This window comes from Bacteroides caecigallinarum (assembly GCF_021530995.1).
Lineage (GTDB): Bacteria > Bacteroidota > Bacteroidia > Bacteroidales > Bacteroidaceae > Phocaeicola > Phocaeicola faecigallinarum.
In genome coordinates this window covers 18,303-35,462 of the sequence record NZ_JADYTF010000012.1, presented here as the reverse complement: position 1 = coordinate 35,462, position 17,160 = coordinate 18,303, and the positions used below count along the sequence as shown (strand labels likewise).

13 protein-coding genes are annotated in these 17,160 nt (G+C 40.6%); 8 read left to right on the top strand and 5 right to left on the bottom strand.

The genetic code is table 11. From position 1 onward, the window contains the following. Window positions 1-124 precede the first annotated feature (124 nt). The 5 genes from I6E24_RS03290 to I6E24_RS03270 all read left to right on the top strand — a co-directional run bounded on the left by I6E24_RS03290 (window position 125) and on the right by I6E24_RS03270 (window position 5,442). Complete coding sequence (locus I6E24_RS03290; protein WP_235326196.1) at window positions 125-964, top strand: aldo/keto reductase; 840 nt, start codon at window positions 125-127, stop codon at window positions 962-964. A gap of 145 nt (window positions 965-1,109) precedes the next feature. Continuing rightward, window positions 1,110-3,017, top strand: a complete 1,908-nt coding sequence (locus I6E24_RS03285) for a TonB-dependent receptor (protein ID WP_235326194.1) — start codon at window positions 1,110-1,112, stop codon at window positions 3,015-3,017. A 23-nt stretch (window positions 3,018-3,040) separates the two neighbouring features. Continuing rightward, window positions 3,041-4,009, top strand: a complete 969-nt coding sequence (locus tag I6E24_RS03280) for a DUF362 domain-containing protein (RefSeq protein WP_235326192.1) — start codon at window positions 3,041-3,043, stop codon at window positions 4,007-4,009. Between the two features lie 43 nt (window positions 4,010-4,052). Continuing rightward, window positions 4,053-4,883, top strand: a complete 831-nt coding sequence (locus tag I6E24_RS03275; protein WP_235326190.1) for a carboxymuconolactone decarboxylase family protein — start codon at window positions 4,053-4,055, stop codon at window positions 4,881-4,883. A gap of 1 nt (window position 4,884) precedes the next feature. Next, entirely contained in the window at window positions 4,885-5,442 is a 558-nt protein-coding gene (locus I6E24_RS03270; protein WP_235326188.1) for a flavodoxin, read from the top strand. 58 nt (window positions 5,443-5,500) lie between these two features. Here I6E24_RS03270 and I6E24_RS03265 read toward each other — a convergent pair whose 3' ends face one another. Then, a complete protein-coding gene (locus I6E24_RS03265) occupies window positions 5,501-7,786 on the bottom strand; it encodes a TonB-dependent receptor domain-containing protein (protein WP_235326186.1) in 2,286 nt (761 codons plus the stop codon). A gap of 150 nt (window positions 7,787-7,936) precedes the next feature. On the opposite strand from I6E24_RS03265, the gene I6E24_RS03260 reads away from it, so the two are divergent. Next, window positions 7,937-9,274, top strand: coding sequence for a sensor histidine kinase (locus I6E24_RS03260; protein WP_235326184.1), 1,338 nt, complete (start codon window positions 7,937-7,939; stop codon window positions 9,272-9,274). Between the two features lie 3 nt (window positions 9,275-9,277). Then, a complete protein-coding gene (locus tag I6E24_RS03255; RefSeq protein WP_204402373.1) occupies window positions 9,278-9,988 on the top strand; it encodes a response regulator transcription factor in 711 nt (236 codons plus the stop codon). A gap of 70 nt (window positions 9,989-10,058) precedes the next feature. Here the strand turns inward: I6E24_RS03255 and I6E24_RS03250 are convergent, their stop codons facing one another. The 4 genes from I6E24_RS03250 to I6E24_RS03235 all read right to left on the bottom strand — a co-directional run bounded on the left by I6E24_RS03250 (window position 10,059) and on the right by I6E24_RS03235 (window position 15,945). After that, the gene (locus I6E24_RS03250; protein ID WP_235326182.1) at window positions 10,059-11,399 is read right to left on the bottom strand and encodes a citrate/2-methylcitrate synthase; all 1,341 of its coding nucleotides are present in this window, start codon (window positions 11,397-11,399) and stop codon (window positions 10,059-10,061) included. 21 nt (window positions 11,400-11,420) lie between these two features. Further along, window positions 11,421-12,680, bottom strand: coding sequence for an NADP-dependent isocitrate dehydrogenase (gene icd, locus I6E24_RS03245; RefSeq protein WP_235326180.1), 1,260 nt, complete (start codon window positions 12,678-12,680; stop codon window positions 11,421-11,423). A gap of 36 nt (window positions 12,681-12,716) precedes the next feature. Then, entirely contained in the window at window positions 12,717-14,972 is a 2,256-nt protein-coding gene (locus tag I6E24_RS03240; RefSeq protein WP_235326178.1) for an aconitate hydratase, read from the bottom strand. 268 nt (window positions 14,973-15,240) lie between these two features. Then, window positions 15,241-15,945 carry a hypothetical protein gene (locus tag I6E24_RS03235; RefSeq protein ID WP_235326176.1) on the bottom strand — a complete coding sequence of 235 codons (705 nt, stop codon included), beginning with the start codon at window positions 15,943-15,945 and terminating at the stop codon, window positions 15,241-15,243. A 378-nt stretch (window positions 15,946-16,323) separates the two neighbouring features. Between I6E24_RS03235 and I6E24_RS03230 the strand changes: the two genes are divergently transcribed. Further along, window positions 16,324-17,139, top strand: coding sequence for a GLPGLI family protein (locus tag I6E24_RS03230; RefSeq protein ID WP_235326175.1), 816 nt, complete (start codon window positions 16,324-16,326; stop codon window positions 17,137-17,139). Window positions 17,140-17,160: the final 21 nt, after the last annotated feature.

Genomic DNA, 17,160 nt, shown 5'->3' with positions numbered 1-17,160 from the left:
CCAATTACTAACAAGAACTGTAAAAATGGTAATTATATCCGCATTTTTTGTTTTAGTCCTATATTACCATGTATCTATCTTTGCACAAAGAACAAAATTATCAAAATAAATTAAAACTGAAAATATGAAAACAGTAAGATTAAACAATGGCGTCGAAATGCCACAGATTGGTTATGGAGTATATCAGGTCTCTCCTTCAGAATGTGAACGTTGTGTGAGCAACGCTTTGGAATGTGGCTACCGTATGATTGATACGGCACAAGCATACCATAACGAAGAAGGTGTAGGAAAAGCAGTTAAAAACAGCGGAATAAAACGAAATGAAATTTTCATTGTAAGCAAAGTTTGGAAATCAAATTACGGCTACGAGAATGCACGCAAATCAATAGACGAAAGTTTAAAGAAACTACAAACAGATTATATTGATTTGATGCTACTGCATCAGCCGTTTTGTGACCGCTACGGAGCATATCGGGCACTTGAAAAAGCATACAAGGAAGGTAAACTCAGAGCTATCGGTGTAAGTAATTTCTATCCTGATCACTTTATAGATATAGCCAGTAACATGGAAATAATACCAGCAGTGAATCAGGTGGAGACGCATGTCTTCGACCAACAGATTGAAGCACAGAAAATCATGGAGGAATTCGGTACTAGAATCATGTCATGGGGACCGCTTGCTGAAGGACGCAACAATTTCTTTAATAATACGATATTAGCCAATATTGGAACAAAGTATGGAAAAAGCATTGCACAGGTAGCATTAAGATGGCTAATACAACGTGGAGTTATCATCATACCGAAATCTACTCATATCGAACGTATGAAAGAAAATATTGAAATTTTCGATTTTTCACTGTCACAGGAAGACATGGGAAATATAGCTGGACTGGACACAGGAAAAAGTCTTTTCTTCGACCATCATGATGCCGATACCGTACGCATGTTCATGGGATGGAGATAAAAGGAAAATACAAATATCTGTAATTTGGGTAAATAATGCAGTAATAGATATACGTATTTATACTATATGTATGATAACTTTGTAGCATCAAAACAAATTTAAAAATTATAGAGACATAATTTATAGAAACTGAACAGAATATTTTATGAGAACAATAATCCCCAATATAAAAAGAAATATATTTTACATTGCATTATTTACCCCACTCGGTCTGTCGGCACAAGGTATAATAGACTCCACACGGGTTTATAACATCAATGAAGTGGTAGTGACAGGAAGCCGTAGCGAAACAGATGTACGCCATCTATCGCAGACTGTATCTGTGGTAGATCGTGACCATATAGAAAGCGCCATGCAGCCTTCTCTACTGCCAGTACTTACCGAACAGGTTCCGGGACTTTTCGTAACGTCACGTGGCATTATGGGATATGGAGTGTCAAACGGTGCAGCGGGAGGTATTTCGTTGCGTGGACTGAGCGGTGGTTCAGGACGACTGATGGTGATGATTGACGGTCATCCGCAATATGCCGGTATCTTCGGACATCCGATATCAGATGCCTACCAGTCATTCCTCGCAGAACGTGTAGAGGTATTGAGAGGTCCAGCTTCAGTGCTTTACGGTTCCAACGCTATGGGAGGTGTAGTTAATATCGTAACACGCAAAATGCAGGAAGACGGAGTAAACACAAACCTCCATGCAGGTTATGGCTCATACAATACACTTGAGACGGAACTTACAAACCGTGTACGTAAAGGACGATTTTCCAGCGTAATATCAGGTTCGTACAACCGCACTGACGGACACCGTGCCGATATGAATTTCGAACAATACGGCGGATATGCGAAATTGGGTTATGAAATGACAAACAACTGGAATCTTAGAGGAGACGTAAACATTACCCACTTCAACGCTTCATACCCTGGACCTGTGAGTGCTCCACTTCTTGACGGGGACCAGAGAATTACACGCGGAATGACTTCATTTGCCATTGAAAACAATTACGAAAAGACCTCAGGAGCGGTAAGTTTCTTTTACAACTGGGGAGACCACTGGATTAACGATGGCTATACTCCATCCGAGGGAGAAGGTCCGCAAGACGACCGTTTCCTCTCATTCGACAAAATGATGGGAGTATCTATTTATCAAAGTATGCAGTTCTTCAAAGGCAACCGCATCACAGCCGGATTCGATTGGTTCAACTATGGAGGCCATGCATGGAATGAGTATATCAGCGGCGAAAAGGCAGGAACTACATCCGATCTGGTTGACAAGCAGGAAAATGAATTTGCCGGATACATTGATGTTCGTCAGGATATAAATACCTTTATCACACTGAATGCCGGTATCCGTGCCGACCATCATTCACGCATAGGTACAGAATGGGTGCCACAGGCAGGATTGGCTTTCCATCTTCCTCACGCCATAGAAATGAAAGCATCGGCGTCAAAAGGATTCCGCTACCCAATCCTTAGGGAAATGTATATGTTTCCACCGCAGAATCCTGATTTGAAACCCGAGTCTATGTGGACTTACGAACTTGCATTCTCGCAACGACTGATGAACGGACAATTTAGTTATGGAGTAAATCTCTTCTATATAGACGGCAAGAACCTGATTATGACTCTGCCAAATCCTAACGGTAGCGGGAAGCTTAACCAGAATTCTGGCGAGATAGACAATACAGGTATCGAAGTACAGGCCGCATACCGCATAAACAGACAATGGTCAGTTGACGGAAACTACAGTTATCTGCACATGAAAGAGCCTGTGATTGCCGCACCGGAACATAAGCTTTACGGAGGAGCAAACTTTTCATGCGGACGCTGGAACATATCAACAGGCATACAGTACATAGCAGGACTATATACACAGACCGACCCTGTGAAGACGGAAGATTTCGTATTATGGAATTTAAGAGCTTCGTTCCGCACAACAAAATGGCTCGACATCTGGGTGCGCGGAGAGAACCTGCTTGCACAAAGATATGAAATCAATGCCGGTTACCCGATGCCTAAAGCAACCGTTATGGGTGGAGTGAATATCAATTTCTAAACAATCTACAAATACTTAAAGATATGAAAAAGATTTTTCTAACAATTATTTTGGCAATTGCTTTCGTAGCACCAAGTTGCGGACATTCGCCAAAAGTGCAGGAATCAGCCAATACGGAAACGACTGATACCCCTAAAGTTTACTGGTACAAAAACATCTCATCCGAGAATCTGATTAAAATCTATGAGGCATTAGGACGCGAAGCTAAAGGGAAAGTGGCTGTCAAACTTTCTACCGGAGAACCCGGAGGACACAATTTCCTGCAACCCAAGCTTATCAAAGACCTTGTGCAGAAAGTAAATGGAACAATCGTAGAATGCAATACTGCGTATGGCGGCGGACGTTCCAATACAGAAAGCCATCTGAAAGCTGCTGCCGATCATGGTTTCACCGCAATCGCGAATGTTGACATCATGGATGCCGAAGGAGAAACTGAACTTCCAGTAAAAGGAGGAAAGCATCTCACAAAAGATATTGTCGGCAAGAAATTTCTCAATTATGATTTCACAATAATCCTCTCTCATTTCAAAGGACATGCCATGGGAGGATTCGGTGGTGCAATCAAAAACATGTCTATAGGAATTGCATCGTCCAATGGTAAAAGATTGATACATTCTGCTGGAGAAAGTACCACAAGTTGGGGCAACCCGAAACAGGATGATTTCCTGGAATCAATGGCTGAAGCTGCAAAAGCAATAGCAGACCACTGCGGAGAAAATATACTCTACATAAGTGTAGCCAATAATCTATCTGTTGATTGCGACTGCGATTCTTCGCCGGAAGATCCTAAAATGGGCGATATAGGTATTCTCGCATCGCTTGACCCTGTAGCTCTCGACCGTGCATGTACCGACTTGGTTCGTTCGTCAAAAGACCATGGCAAGATACACCTGATTGAACGTATCGATTCACGTCACGGCATGCATACTTTGGATCATGCTGAAGCACTTGGAATGGGAAGCCAAAAATATGAATTAATTAAGCTTGATTGATAAATCATACATATAATTTCATTCATTATAAAACCCATATCAAATGAAAACAAAATTATTCTTACTTATTACGTTATCATTTTTAATTTTTCCGAATATGGCTAAATCACAGGTTAAAGTCCAGCAAACCGCAGGACATGATGTGTTGGGAGAATTCGCTCCTGAATTCGCGCATCTTAATGATAATATCCTTTTTGGCGAAGTATGGAGCCGCAATGACTTGCTATCCATGCGCGACCGTTCAATCGTTACCGTTGTTGCACTGATGTCGCAGGGACTGACAGACTCATCGTTCAGACACCATCTTGAATTTGCAAAGAAAAACGGAGTGACAAAAACTGAAATAGCAGAGATACTTACACATGCCGCATTCTATGCAGGATGGCCTAAGGCATGGGCTGCATTCCGTATGGCAAAAGAAGTATGGGCAGAAAATGCGGACAGCACATCTAATGCCTCTCTTGACGCATACTCACAAACTATTATTTTCCCGATAGGCAAACCTAACGATGCATACGCAAAATATTTCGTTGGACAAAGTTATCTTGCACCAATCGTCACAGAAGTCGTTCCGGTTTCCAATGTAACTTTCGAACCTGGTTGCCGTAATAACTGGCACATCCATAAAGCCGAAAAAGGTGGAGGACAAACTCTTATCTGCGTAGGCGGACGTGGTTACTATCAGGAATGGGGTAAAGAACCTATAGAAATGAATCCAGGCGATGTTATATACATTCCAACAGGAGTCAAGCACTGGCATGGAGCCGCTCCTGGCAGTTGGTTCTCACATCTTGCAATGGAAATTCCGGGAGAAGGATGCAGTAACGAATGGCTGGAACCGGTTAATGACGAAGATTATTCAAAACTGAAATAACATGAAAACTTTAATACTGATAATTATGAGTCTTTTTTGCTTGAACAGCCAGTCAGACGCACAGCAAAAGAAGGATAATGCGGAAACTAAAATCCTTGTGGCTTATTTTTCATGTACGGGAAACACCGAAAGCGTTGCCAAATCAATTTCAAAAGCTACCGGTGGAACACTGTACAGAATTACTCCAAAGAAAGCATATTCTTCTGCCGACCTTGACTGGAGAGACAAAAACAGCAGAAGTTCAATAGAAATGAATGACGACAATTCACGTCCTGAACTTGGTGGTGAAGCTATTGATATGAATGACTACGACACTGTATTTATAGGCTACCCTATCTGGTGGGATTTATGTCCGCGTCCGGTAAATACATTCATTGAAAAATATAATCTTTCCGGCAAGACGGTTATTCCTTTTGCTACGTCAGGCGGAAGCTCCATCAACAACAGTGTTAAACAACTGAAGAAGCTGTATCCAGAAGTGGATTGGAAAGAAGGCCGCTTGTTCAACAGAGGAAGCAAACAGGCTGAAGAATGGGCTAAACAGATTATCACAAAATGATATATCTATGATATAGATTTAGGACTGACTTTCTTTTAGGGAAGCCAGTCCTTTTTTATTAATATCCAAACCTTGAAGTGTCAACCTTCTTGCGTTCCTTAGATTTAAATCCGCCAAACCTGTATGTAAACGACAGCGAAACGTAACGGCTGTCTGCATGCTGTATTATTTCAAAGCGTTGTCCTCTGTCATTTACGGTTGCATTCGGCGTAGCTGTATTAAACAGGTCATTACCTGTCAGACGAAATTCGGCATCCTTGTTTGCAAATATCCATTTCAAGCCGGCATCTACTTTCCATATTGACGACAGGTCGTAATTGCCTTGAATTGACGGACTGACATACATAGCATTCAATTCCAGACTGATGGATGGCTTGGAGGACAAAGTAAATGTATTGTTAATCATAGCGACTCCTCGCCATACGGAGTTGTCGAAGCCTATACCATGATAATCACGACACACATGCCTGAAGTAGGAACCATCAAGTGTGATACGCGAATTCCAGAAACTTCCTATTGTAAATGGTATTATGGCAGATATTCCAAAATTCCTCTGATAGTCATAGTTTACAGACTGATATATCATGACCAGTTCGTCAGGACTCTGATATGCCAACTGTCCGAAAAGGCCCTTTATATGGGTATAATATACGCTGAACATATATTTGCTTTTAAGCACATAAGTTAGGTCTGCAATATAATCAGTAGAAGGACGCAGTTGCGGATTTCCCAACACTTTTGAATATCCGTTCAGATAGCTTACAGAATTCTGTATATCCCAGTAATCAGGATATGTCTTATCGGAAGAGAAAGACAATTGAAAGATGTGTGCAGCAGAAGGAACATAACTTAACTGCATTGTGGGATATACAGACCAGTCTGTATAATCGGCAAGTCTATAGTATTCTCCGGCAAGCGACATGGATAAGGAAAGTTTTTCATTAAATGACTTTTCAAAACCTCCATAAAAATTATAAGTCTTTTCTTCAAGATTTGATGATGAATTCATATCTGACATATCAGTTCCGTCTGTAGGAGTATATTTCTGTAAGCTTTTTTCATTGGCAAATGAGAAGTTGATACCATAATTTACGCTCCATTCCTTTGGTAATGCGTGAGTCTGACCTGCATATACATTCCAACGGTTTACATACTGACTGCTGTTGAGAATAAATTTCTGCTCTTTGAGAGACGACTTATCATTAAAGTTCTGCACACTAGGATAAGCATAGTAAGTATAATCCATACCTACATTCGTCCCCCACCCTGAAGTATAATCAGCGCTGAAGTTATGCATCTGTTCATCTCCCGTCCTTATATTTGAAGATTCGGAGAGAGTACCATTAGAATTTTCTGTAGATTTACTATTTGGACTTATAGCCGATGTATATGCCACACTCAGATTATCATCATCAGTTATTCTATAATCAATGGAAGCGCGCATATTATGAGTAAGCCTCTGTCGATTACCGGTATTATACTGTGATATATCATACACTTTATCGCCTAATGTATGATGTGAGATAAAATCGTTTGAAGATCTGATTTTTGAATAATCTGCTGAATAAAGTACATCTGCCGACAGTTTCTCACCGGAAAAGGACATACTCATATTACCTCCACCTCGTGAATATATACCCTGAGTGAAGTTACCCCCTACTTCACCACGCAACAAAGGCTCTTCTGACTTATTCTTTTTCAATACGATATTTATAACAGCTCCCCTTACACGATATTTTGCAGGAGCACTGTACATTACTTCCGCTTTCTCTACATTCGAAACAGGAGTATTCTTCAGAAGATTTACCAACTGTTCGGCAGTCATGGACGATGGGCGTCCGTTCAATATTATGGTTGGGCTGCCTGCTCCAACGAGCTGCAGTCCGCCATCCTGTTCCATCACTCCCGGCAAGCGTGTTACAGCCTCATAGGCATTGCTTACCGATGATTTTTCTGCTATTACAGATACATCGTATGACAGCAATCCGTTTTCAGCCTTCACTAAAGGACGCTCTCCTTTTATAACTACTTCATCAAGACTATAATTCTGTTCCTTCATTGTTATCACACCGACATTCGGTTCGTTGAAATCTCTGGAAACCGTTTCGTAAAGAATATGCTGGAATATCAGTCGAAATGACTTAAGACCAGTATCGAACACAAACCTTCCCTGAGCATCTGTTATCACTGCATCCACAAACACCGAGTCTTCAGACTGCATCACTACAGTTACAGCCTCAACCGGTTGCTGGTTTCTATTTACTACTTTTCCGTTCACGTTCTGCGACATGACATTGTTTATGCATATAATCATGCAAGAGATAATAATCACTAAAGTTTTCATAAAGCATAGTTATTTGTTTTCGTGATGCAAAGTAAGCCTAAACGCTCGTCATAATACGTTATACGGTTGTTATGCTTTTGTTATATTATCGTTATCATATTCAGTAATGTTAATTTATTGTTATATCTTTGTGCTTCAAAATATCAATATATGAACGGAAAGTATATCAAAATAATAACATTTCTCGGATTGCTGGTAATTGTGATTATCCAGAGTGTCTGGCTGATGAAAACATATCAGCTTATAGAACAGCAATTGACCGAATCCGGAAACCGTATATTTCCTAAATCCGTATTGAACGAAGTGCTGGAAAGGCTCAATATCATAACAGAATCATACGGTGAGGACAAGACCTTAAACCTGTCAACCGACATGGACTATGACGAGACCATCAGCGACAAGACTCTGAAAGAACATCTGATATCCTTTCTGAACAATTATGCCGATTCGTTATACCAGTCGCACGTATCCCTCCAATTATTGGACTCCATCTTCAAGGCTGATATGAAAGAAGAAGGATATAATGCCGAGCTATACTGTCTGAAAGTAGATTCCACAGGCATTCCTATTGACGGTGAAAAGAAGATTTCCGGAATAAATGCCATGAGGACTGTAAAGACTTCAGTCGTGGCACTTAACAAGGACAAGACAGAATGCGTGCAGGCAGTTATCGTAAATCCTTACTGGATAGCAATCCGCGAAATGAGCGTACTGCTCATTGCTACAGCTTTGCTTATCTGTTTTGTAGCCGGATGCATAATCTATCAGATAAAAATCATCATAAAACAGAACAAGATAGCCATGCTGAGACAGGACTTCACATATGCCATGATTCACGATATGAAAACGCCGATAAACACTATCACGATGGCCGGCCATGTACTTGAAAGTGGTATGATGGACAGTAATCCGGCACTGAAAAAGCAATATTTCTCCATACTGAAAGAAGAGAGTATGCATCTTCTGAATCTTGCAGAAAAGATACTTACAATAGCCAAGATAGAGCAGTCAAGACTCAAACTCAATAACGAGGAAATAGATTTGAACTCAATGTTTGATGAACTGATACAGAAATTCAGTCTGAAATCGGACAAGAATGTTTCTTTCATAAAAGATGTCAGTATCAAATCACACCTGATGGCAGACAAGGAATATCTGAAAGAAGCTATAAGCAATCTGATAGACAATTCCCTGAAATACTCTGACGAAAAAGTGACTGTGAGACTGACAGCAGAAGAAAATGGAAGTTCAATCCTTATAAAAGTCCGGGATAATGGATGGGGTATTCCACTAAAAGAACAGAAACGAATATTTGAGAAGTTCCAACGTGGCGGACTGGAATATAGAAAAGACAATAAAGTATCAGGTTTCGGACTTGGACTGAACTACGTCTATAAAGTCATAACAGCTATGAACGGAAGCGTTTCGTTAAACAGCATAGAAGGAGAATACAGTGAATTCATATTGACCTTACCTATAAAAAACTGATGAATGATGACAAGAGTATTACTGGTGGAAGATGACAAAAATCTGAGTTTCATACTAAAAAGCAGTCTGGAACAGATGATTGGAGGTTATGAGGTATTATCCGTCGCCAACGGTAAAGACGGATTGGATATGCTTACAAAGGAAAACTTCGATGTAATAGTTTCTGACGTGGAAATGCCTGTAATGGACGGAGTGACTATGGTACAGCACATCAGAAAGAATCATCCGTCATTGGCCATAATCTTTATTACAGGTCTTACTACGGCCCGTGACGTGATAAACGGATATCAGGCCGGAGCAGACTTCTATATAAAGAAACCTTTCCTTCCTGAGGAGCTTGACGCACACATTCAGGCAGTATTAAGAATGAGGCATAACACTCAAGCAGAAAGTCCAGTCGGCAATGATGAAGATACTATATTTACAATAGGCAAATACAGTTTCGACCCGACACAGCACATGCTAATATTCGAAAATGAACAACACAACCTGACAGCTAAGGAAAGCAAAATACTTGAAATGCTTTGCCGCGAAAAAGGAAAAGTTGTAAGCAGGGAAAACATCCTTAATGAAATCTGGGGTAATTCTGATTTCTATTCATCCAGAAGCCTTGATGTTTTCATAACAAAACTCAGAAAATATCTATCTAAAGATACAAATGTATCACTGAATGTACTGAAGGGTGTGGGGATATGCCTTAAAGTTCAACAATAACCAAACAGCCGACCGGTTCAGAACGAACCAGCCGGCTGTTTTCACCAATCAATTATTTCATTATTAACTATTATCTTTCTGATATTGGTTTGTAAGGTACCTCATTAAGTACATTCTTGTATGCAGGACGGATAATACGACGGCCGTCGAAATGCAATTCCTCAATACGGTGAGCTGTCCAACCGACAATTCTCGCCATAGCAAACAGAGGAGTGTATATCTCATGAGGCAAGCCCATCATCTCGTATATGAATCCTGAATAGAAGTCAACATTTGAGCATACTTTCTTCTTGTCTCCCTTGACTTTCTTGAAACAAGCTATGGCACGTTTCTCTATCAATTCAAGGAAGGCAAATTCTTTTTCACAGCCTTTCTCGGCTACCAGTTCACCTGCCAATTCCTTCAGAAGTACTGCGCGCGGATCGGAAATGGTATATACGGCATGTCCGATACCATATATCAATCCGGTCTTGTCGTATGCCTCTTTATTAAGCATACGAATAAGGTATGTGTCTATTTCATCTACATTAGTCCAGTCTGAAATGGCTTCTTTCAGGTGATGGAACATTTTTACTACCTGAATGTTTGCTCCACCATGCAATGAACCTTTTAGCGAACCGATTCCCGCTGCGATACTTGAATATGTATCTGTGCGTGTAGAACTTGTAACCCTGACAGTGAATGTAGAGTTGTTACCACCACCGTGCTCAGCCTGGAGAACCAGCAGAAGGTCAAGCATACGTGCCTCAAGAGGTGTGTAATCTTTCTTTATCATGTAAAGAAAATTCTCAGCCAACGAGAGTTTCTCATCCGGATAGCGGATATGCAATGAACGTCCGTGTGTACTGTGGCGATAGATGCTATATGCGTATGCTATTACTGTTGGGAACTTTGAGATAAGTTCGATAGACTGACGCATGAGATTGTCGCGAGAGATGTCATCCGGATTAGGATCGAATGTGTACATTTCCAGAACGCTACGGGCCAGGATATTCATTATGTTATGACCTTCCAGGTCGATGATATTCATTGTAGTCTTCTTGTCAAGAGGCATATTGTCGTTTATCAGTTCCTTGAAAGAAGCCAGCTGCTCCTTGTCAGGAAGTTCACCTGACAAAAGCAAATAGGCAACCTCCTCGAAGCCGAAACGTTTCTCTTTCAAAAGAGCATGAACAATATCATCCAAATCATATCCCCTATAGAAGAGTTTACCCGGAATAGGTTTCAGGCCTTCTTCCGTTTTCTCATATCCCACTACGTTTCCTATCTTGGTTAGTCCTACAAGCACACCTGTTCCGTCTTCATTACGAAGTCCGCGCTTAACATTAAAGCTTGTAAACAGACTGTTGTCTATTCTGCAAGCCTGCTTTGCGCATTCGGAAAGTTTGTAAACTATATATTCTTTTTTCATGTTCAGTTCGTTATAGTTGAATTATAGACTTTGTATTATTCTTTCAGTAAACTCTTCTGTACTCAAGACTTTACCACCCGGCATAAATCTAGCCAAATCAATAGTTGCCTCAGAATTTTCAAAAACCTGTTCAAGTGCAGATGTTATAAGGTCGGCTGCTTCCTGCCATCCCAAATACTCAAGCATCATTACTGATGACAGAAGAAGAGAACATGGATTGACCATATTCTTACCCGCAATATCAGGAGCTGTTCCGTGGGTAGCCTCGAAAATGGCATGACCGCTATTGTAGTTTATGTTTGCTCCCGGAGCAATGCCAATACCACCTACCATGGCAGCCAGCTGATCGGAAACATAGTCACCGTTAAGATTCAGAGTTGCGATAACAGAATAGTCTTCCGGTTTCAGCAATGTATTCTGAAGGAAAGCGTCGGCGATACAGTCTTTTATTATCACTTTTCCCTTGTTGATAGCCTCAGCCATGGCAGCCTTTGCAGATTCTTCGCCCAAATCTTTCTTCAACTGCTGATAATAGTTCATGGTGAATGTCTGTTCTGCAAACTCAGTTTCAGCCACTTCATATCCCCATTTTTTGAAACCACCTTCGGTAAACTTCATGATGTTTCCCTTATGAACAAGTGTTACCGACGGAAGCTTATGATCCAAGGCATATTGTATGGCAGAACGAACAAGACGTTTTGTACCTTCTACAGAGACAGGCTTTACTCCAAAAGAAGAAGTTTCAGGGAATCTCACCTTGGTAACTTTCATCTCATTATAAAGGAAATCATAGAATTTCTTTGCTTCAGGAGTACCCTGCTCCCATTCTATTCCGGCATATATATCTTCTGTATTCTCTCTGAAAATACACATGTCAACTTTCTGAGGCTCTTTCAAAGGAGATACTACACCCTTAAACCATCTTACAGGACGCAGACAAACATACAAGTCCAATGTCTGGCGCAATGCCACGTTGAGTGAACGTATTCCGCCTCCTACAGGCGTTGTAAGCGGACCTTTGATTCCTATAAGATATTCTCTGAACACATCCATAGTTGATTCCGGAAGCCACTCTCCTACCTGTTTGTAGGCCTTTTCACCGGCCAGCACTTCCATCCATTCTATTGAGCGTTCACCTTTGTAAGCTAATTTTACTGCTTCATTTACAATTTTCTGACAAGCCGGAGTTATCTCAGCTCCAACACCATCTCCCTCAATAAAAGGTATAGTAACATTTGAAGGTACAACAAGTTTACCTTCTTCCATACGAACTTTACTCATTGTCTAGTTTCTCCTATATTAGTTGTATATTGATTGTTATTTTCTAAATGTATTAAGTGCCGAACCAGCCTTGAACCATTCAATCTGCATTTCATTATATGTATGTACAGCCTCGAAAGAATCCTGAGTACCGTCTTCATGAGTTAATACCACTTTTAGATTACGTCCAGGCGCGAATGATTCAAGCCCAACGATTGAAATTCTGTCATGTTCCTGCACTTTGTCATAGTCATCCTTATCGGCAAAAGTCAGCGCAAGCATACCTTGTTTCTTCAGATTTGTTTCGTGGATACGTGCGAAACTCTTTGCAAGGATAACCTTTACGTTGAGGAATCTAGGTTCCATGGCAGCATGTTCACGGCTTGAACCTTCACCATAGTTTTCTTCTGCCACTACGATTGATGAAATACCCTTAGCCTTATATCCGCCGGCTACAGCCGACACTTCGCCATAACTGCCGTCCGCTGAGTTCCAAACCTTATTCGTCTCACCATTGAATGCGTTCACAGCTCCCATCAGCATATTCTTGGAGATATTTTCAAGATGTCCGCGGAATCGAAGCCATGGACCTGCCATTGAGATATGGTCTGTGGTACACTTGCCTTTGGTCTTGATAAGCAGAGGCATATCCAATAAATCCTTACCATCCCATGGAGCAAACGGCTGAAGCTTCTGCAGACGTTCTGATTTCGGATCAATGATAACTTCAATATTACATCCGTCAGCAGAAGGAGCTACATAACCATTATCATCAACTGTAAATCCTTTCACAGGGAGCTTGTCACCAGTAGGGGCATCCAGTTTCACCTGCTCGCCCTTATCATTAATCAGAGCATCCGTCATAGGATTAAAGCACAAATCTCCTGCTATGGCAAAGGCTGTAGCAATCTCCGGCGATGCAACGAAAGCGTGTGTATTAGGATTGCCGTCGGCACGCTTCGCAAAGTTTCTGTTGAACGAAGTCACAATGGAATTCGGTCTTGTAGGATCATCTGTCTCACGTTTCCACTGACCGATACAAGGACCGCAGGCATTTGTCATTATTACGGCACCGGCTTCTTCAAAATCGGCAATCATTCCGTCACGTTTGGATGTGCAGTACACAAGTTCCGAACCGGGATTAACCAGCAATGGTGATTTCATCTTCAGACCTTTGTCTTTCAACTGTCTTACCAATGAGGCAGCTCTTCCCAAATCCTGATATGAAGAGTTTGTACATGAACCGATAAGTCCTACTTCCATACGTTGAGGATAACCGTTTGCAATGACCTTGTCCTTGAACTCAGAGAGCGGACACGCCGCATCCGGTGTAAACGGACCATTAAGATACGGTTCCAATGCCGACAAGTCAATCTCTATCACCTTGTCGTAATACTTTTCAGGTGATGACAAAACTTCATTATCCGCTTTCAGGTCGTCCGAAACTTTTAATGCCATATCGGCAACTTCCGCACGTCCAGTAGCTCTGAGATATTCCACTATTTCACCATCGAACGGGAATACAGATGTAGTCGCTCCTACCTCAGCTCCCATATTACAGATAGTGGCTTTACCCGTGGCCGAAATTGAAGAAGTACCTTCCCCAAAGTACTCTATTATGGCATTTGTACCACCCTTGACAGTCAGTATTCCTGCCAGCTTTAAGATAACATCCTTTGGTGCTGCCCATCCGTTCAGTTTTCCTTTAAGGTGTACACCTATTATTCTCGGCATCTTCAATTCCCATTCCATACCGGTCATCACGTCAACGGCATCGGCACCCCCTACACCAATGGCAATCATTCCAAGACCGCCGGCATTCGGTGTATGCGAATCCGTACCTACCATCATTCCTCCCGGGAATGCATAATTTTCCAAAACGACCTGATGTATGATTCCTGCTCCCGGCTTCCAGAAACCGATTCCATATTTCGATGCTACACTCTTCAGAAAATCATATACTTCCTTGTTGGTTGTCTGTGCTACAGGCAAATCAACAGAAGCGCCTTTATATGCCTGTATAAGATGATCACAATGTACAGTGGCAGGCACTGCGGAAACACTCTTTCCCGCATTCATGAACTGAAGTAATGCCATTTGTGCAGTGGCATCCTGCATGGCTACCCTGTCAGGACGGAAATTCACATAGTCCACTCCCCTCTCAAAACACTTGATGGAATTCGCATCGTAGAGATGGCTATACAAAATCTTTTCTGCCAAAGTCAATGCCCTACCTAATTTTTTACGTGTATCCTGTACTTTACCGTTATATGAAACATAAAATTGTTTCATCATTTCCAAATCATACATCATAGTAACTAAATCCTATTTATTATGTAAATACCTTTTATAATTAAAGCTCAAAACTTTATACAGTCTGTCAGATAAATAAGCATTTCATTATACTATTATCATCAATAGTAGAATTTGACTATCAAAAATCCACTACAGCACTGTTTTTAATTAAAGTTGTGCAATATTCGGTATAAAAATTGAAATATGCAAGCAATATGCAATATTTAATTGATAAAAGATATATTTTTACAGAATAACAGTACAAATAGTTACATAAATATACAATTTAAAAACGAACACCAATACCAACAAATACCGAATGCATCATACTGACTTTAGGTAATGAAAGCTTACTTCCTTCGACTGTAATATTCCTGCTACCGCCATAAATATCAAAATCAGAGAAAGTGTAACCTGCCGAGAACACTAACCTTTCATCTATTTCCAATGATACGGCTGTACGGACATTGTAATATACCTTTCTTGCACCACTGTTTGTCACCTCTTCTCTTTTTATTGCAGACCATTCTCCCTGCTGGTTTGGAAAGTAATCAATGGTGAATCTTCTGTCGGAAGGAAGAGGTATTGTCAGTCCGGGCGAAACAGAAAGATATAGGGCATAGTCATTGTCTTTACCTATCCATAGTTTTGGGGAATTCAAACGCAAAGCAGGACGGAAAGCAAAAAAGTAACTTACCGAATTGTCATTGGTTTCACTCCACCTAAGTTGTTTGTTTACAGCAACTCCACCTAAAGATTTCGACGGATACGGAGAAATAAACACCAAGCCCGCCGCCAGGCCTACATAGTCTATAGGCAGAAAAGTAACCGAAGGTTCAACCTCCCATGAACTTTGACTGGTCAATGCACCGTTGAGTTCTACTAACCATAATCGCTTCTCATTCATGTCCTGTGAATAAAGTGAAACAAAACCGCACAAAAGAAAAATAACAATAGTAAATCTTAGAACTGATGCTTTAATAAACCTCATAAACAAATTTATTTTATTCAATTAATATTCTCCTGAAATTAACATCTGAGCAAGCTTACAGAATACTCAAAAAAAATACTGGCACGTTTTTTAAAAGCTTCTGAAAAGGCTTTTTTCATACTTATTTTCGAATGCAAAAATATAGTATTACAATACATTACAACAAACAGAGCGATGTACATTGTAAAACGACGGCACACTGATTTTCAGAGCGTTAGATAAAAACATGATGTACTTTTTTATGTAAGGCAACGAAGGGACCCTCCTCATTATACTATAATTTGTGTCTTCAACAAAAAATTTTCTTTTCTATTCAATATAAAATACAAAGAAAAATATTACTTTTGACACATATTCACTAACATCTAATATATATATATGAGAAAATACTTACTTTTTGCTTTACTTTCCACCTTTTACACTATCAGCTTGCATGCACAGTCTTCAAACAATTCTATCCGATGCATATATTTGGAAAACTATATCAAAGATTCTGCTAAGCCCAAGGATATCCGTCAGGATGAATTTGCACTTGATATTTACCCGGATGGGAAATCAGCTTTTTACAGTGTTTACGAAAGAGCTATCCGCACATCGCGCGACAGTATGTTACGTATAGGTATGACTGCCAATGAAATAATAAACCAACAGGCAGATATGCCACGAACACATCAATATTTTGAATATTATAAAAACAGTCCTGCCAAAGGTACTTACAAGTGCTATGACAAAGTAGTGAAAATGTATTGTTATGAAGAAAAACTCCCTTCACTGCAATGGAACATTGTTCCGGAAACCAAAGAACTGTTGGGATACACTTGCCAAAAAGCTACCGCAACTATTGACGGTCGTACTTGGGAAGTATGGTTCACACCTCAAATACCTGTTGCCGAAGGTCCATGGCTTCTAGGAGGATTGCCGGGGCTGATACTTGAAGCTGTAGATACAGAAGGAATTTTCCACTTCAAGGCAATTGAACTGAAAAACTTTTATGAAACCCTAAAAGAACCTGATACAAAACAAATCATACGTTGCACCCGCAAAGAATTCCTTACTCTCCGCCAGAATTATGAGAAAGATCCCAACAGCGGACTGAAAGCCATAACAGGCAGAAATCTGCAAATCATGGGTGCAGACGGCAAACCGCTGAAAAGCAGAAAGAAACAAATCAACTTCTTTGAGAAACAGCCTTAATAAGTCTTGAATTTCTTTTTG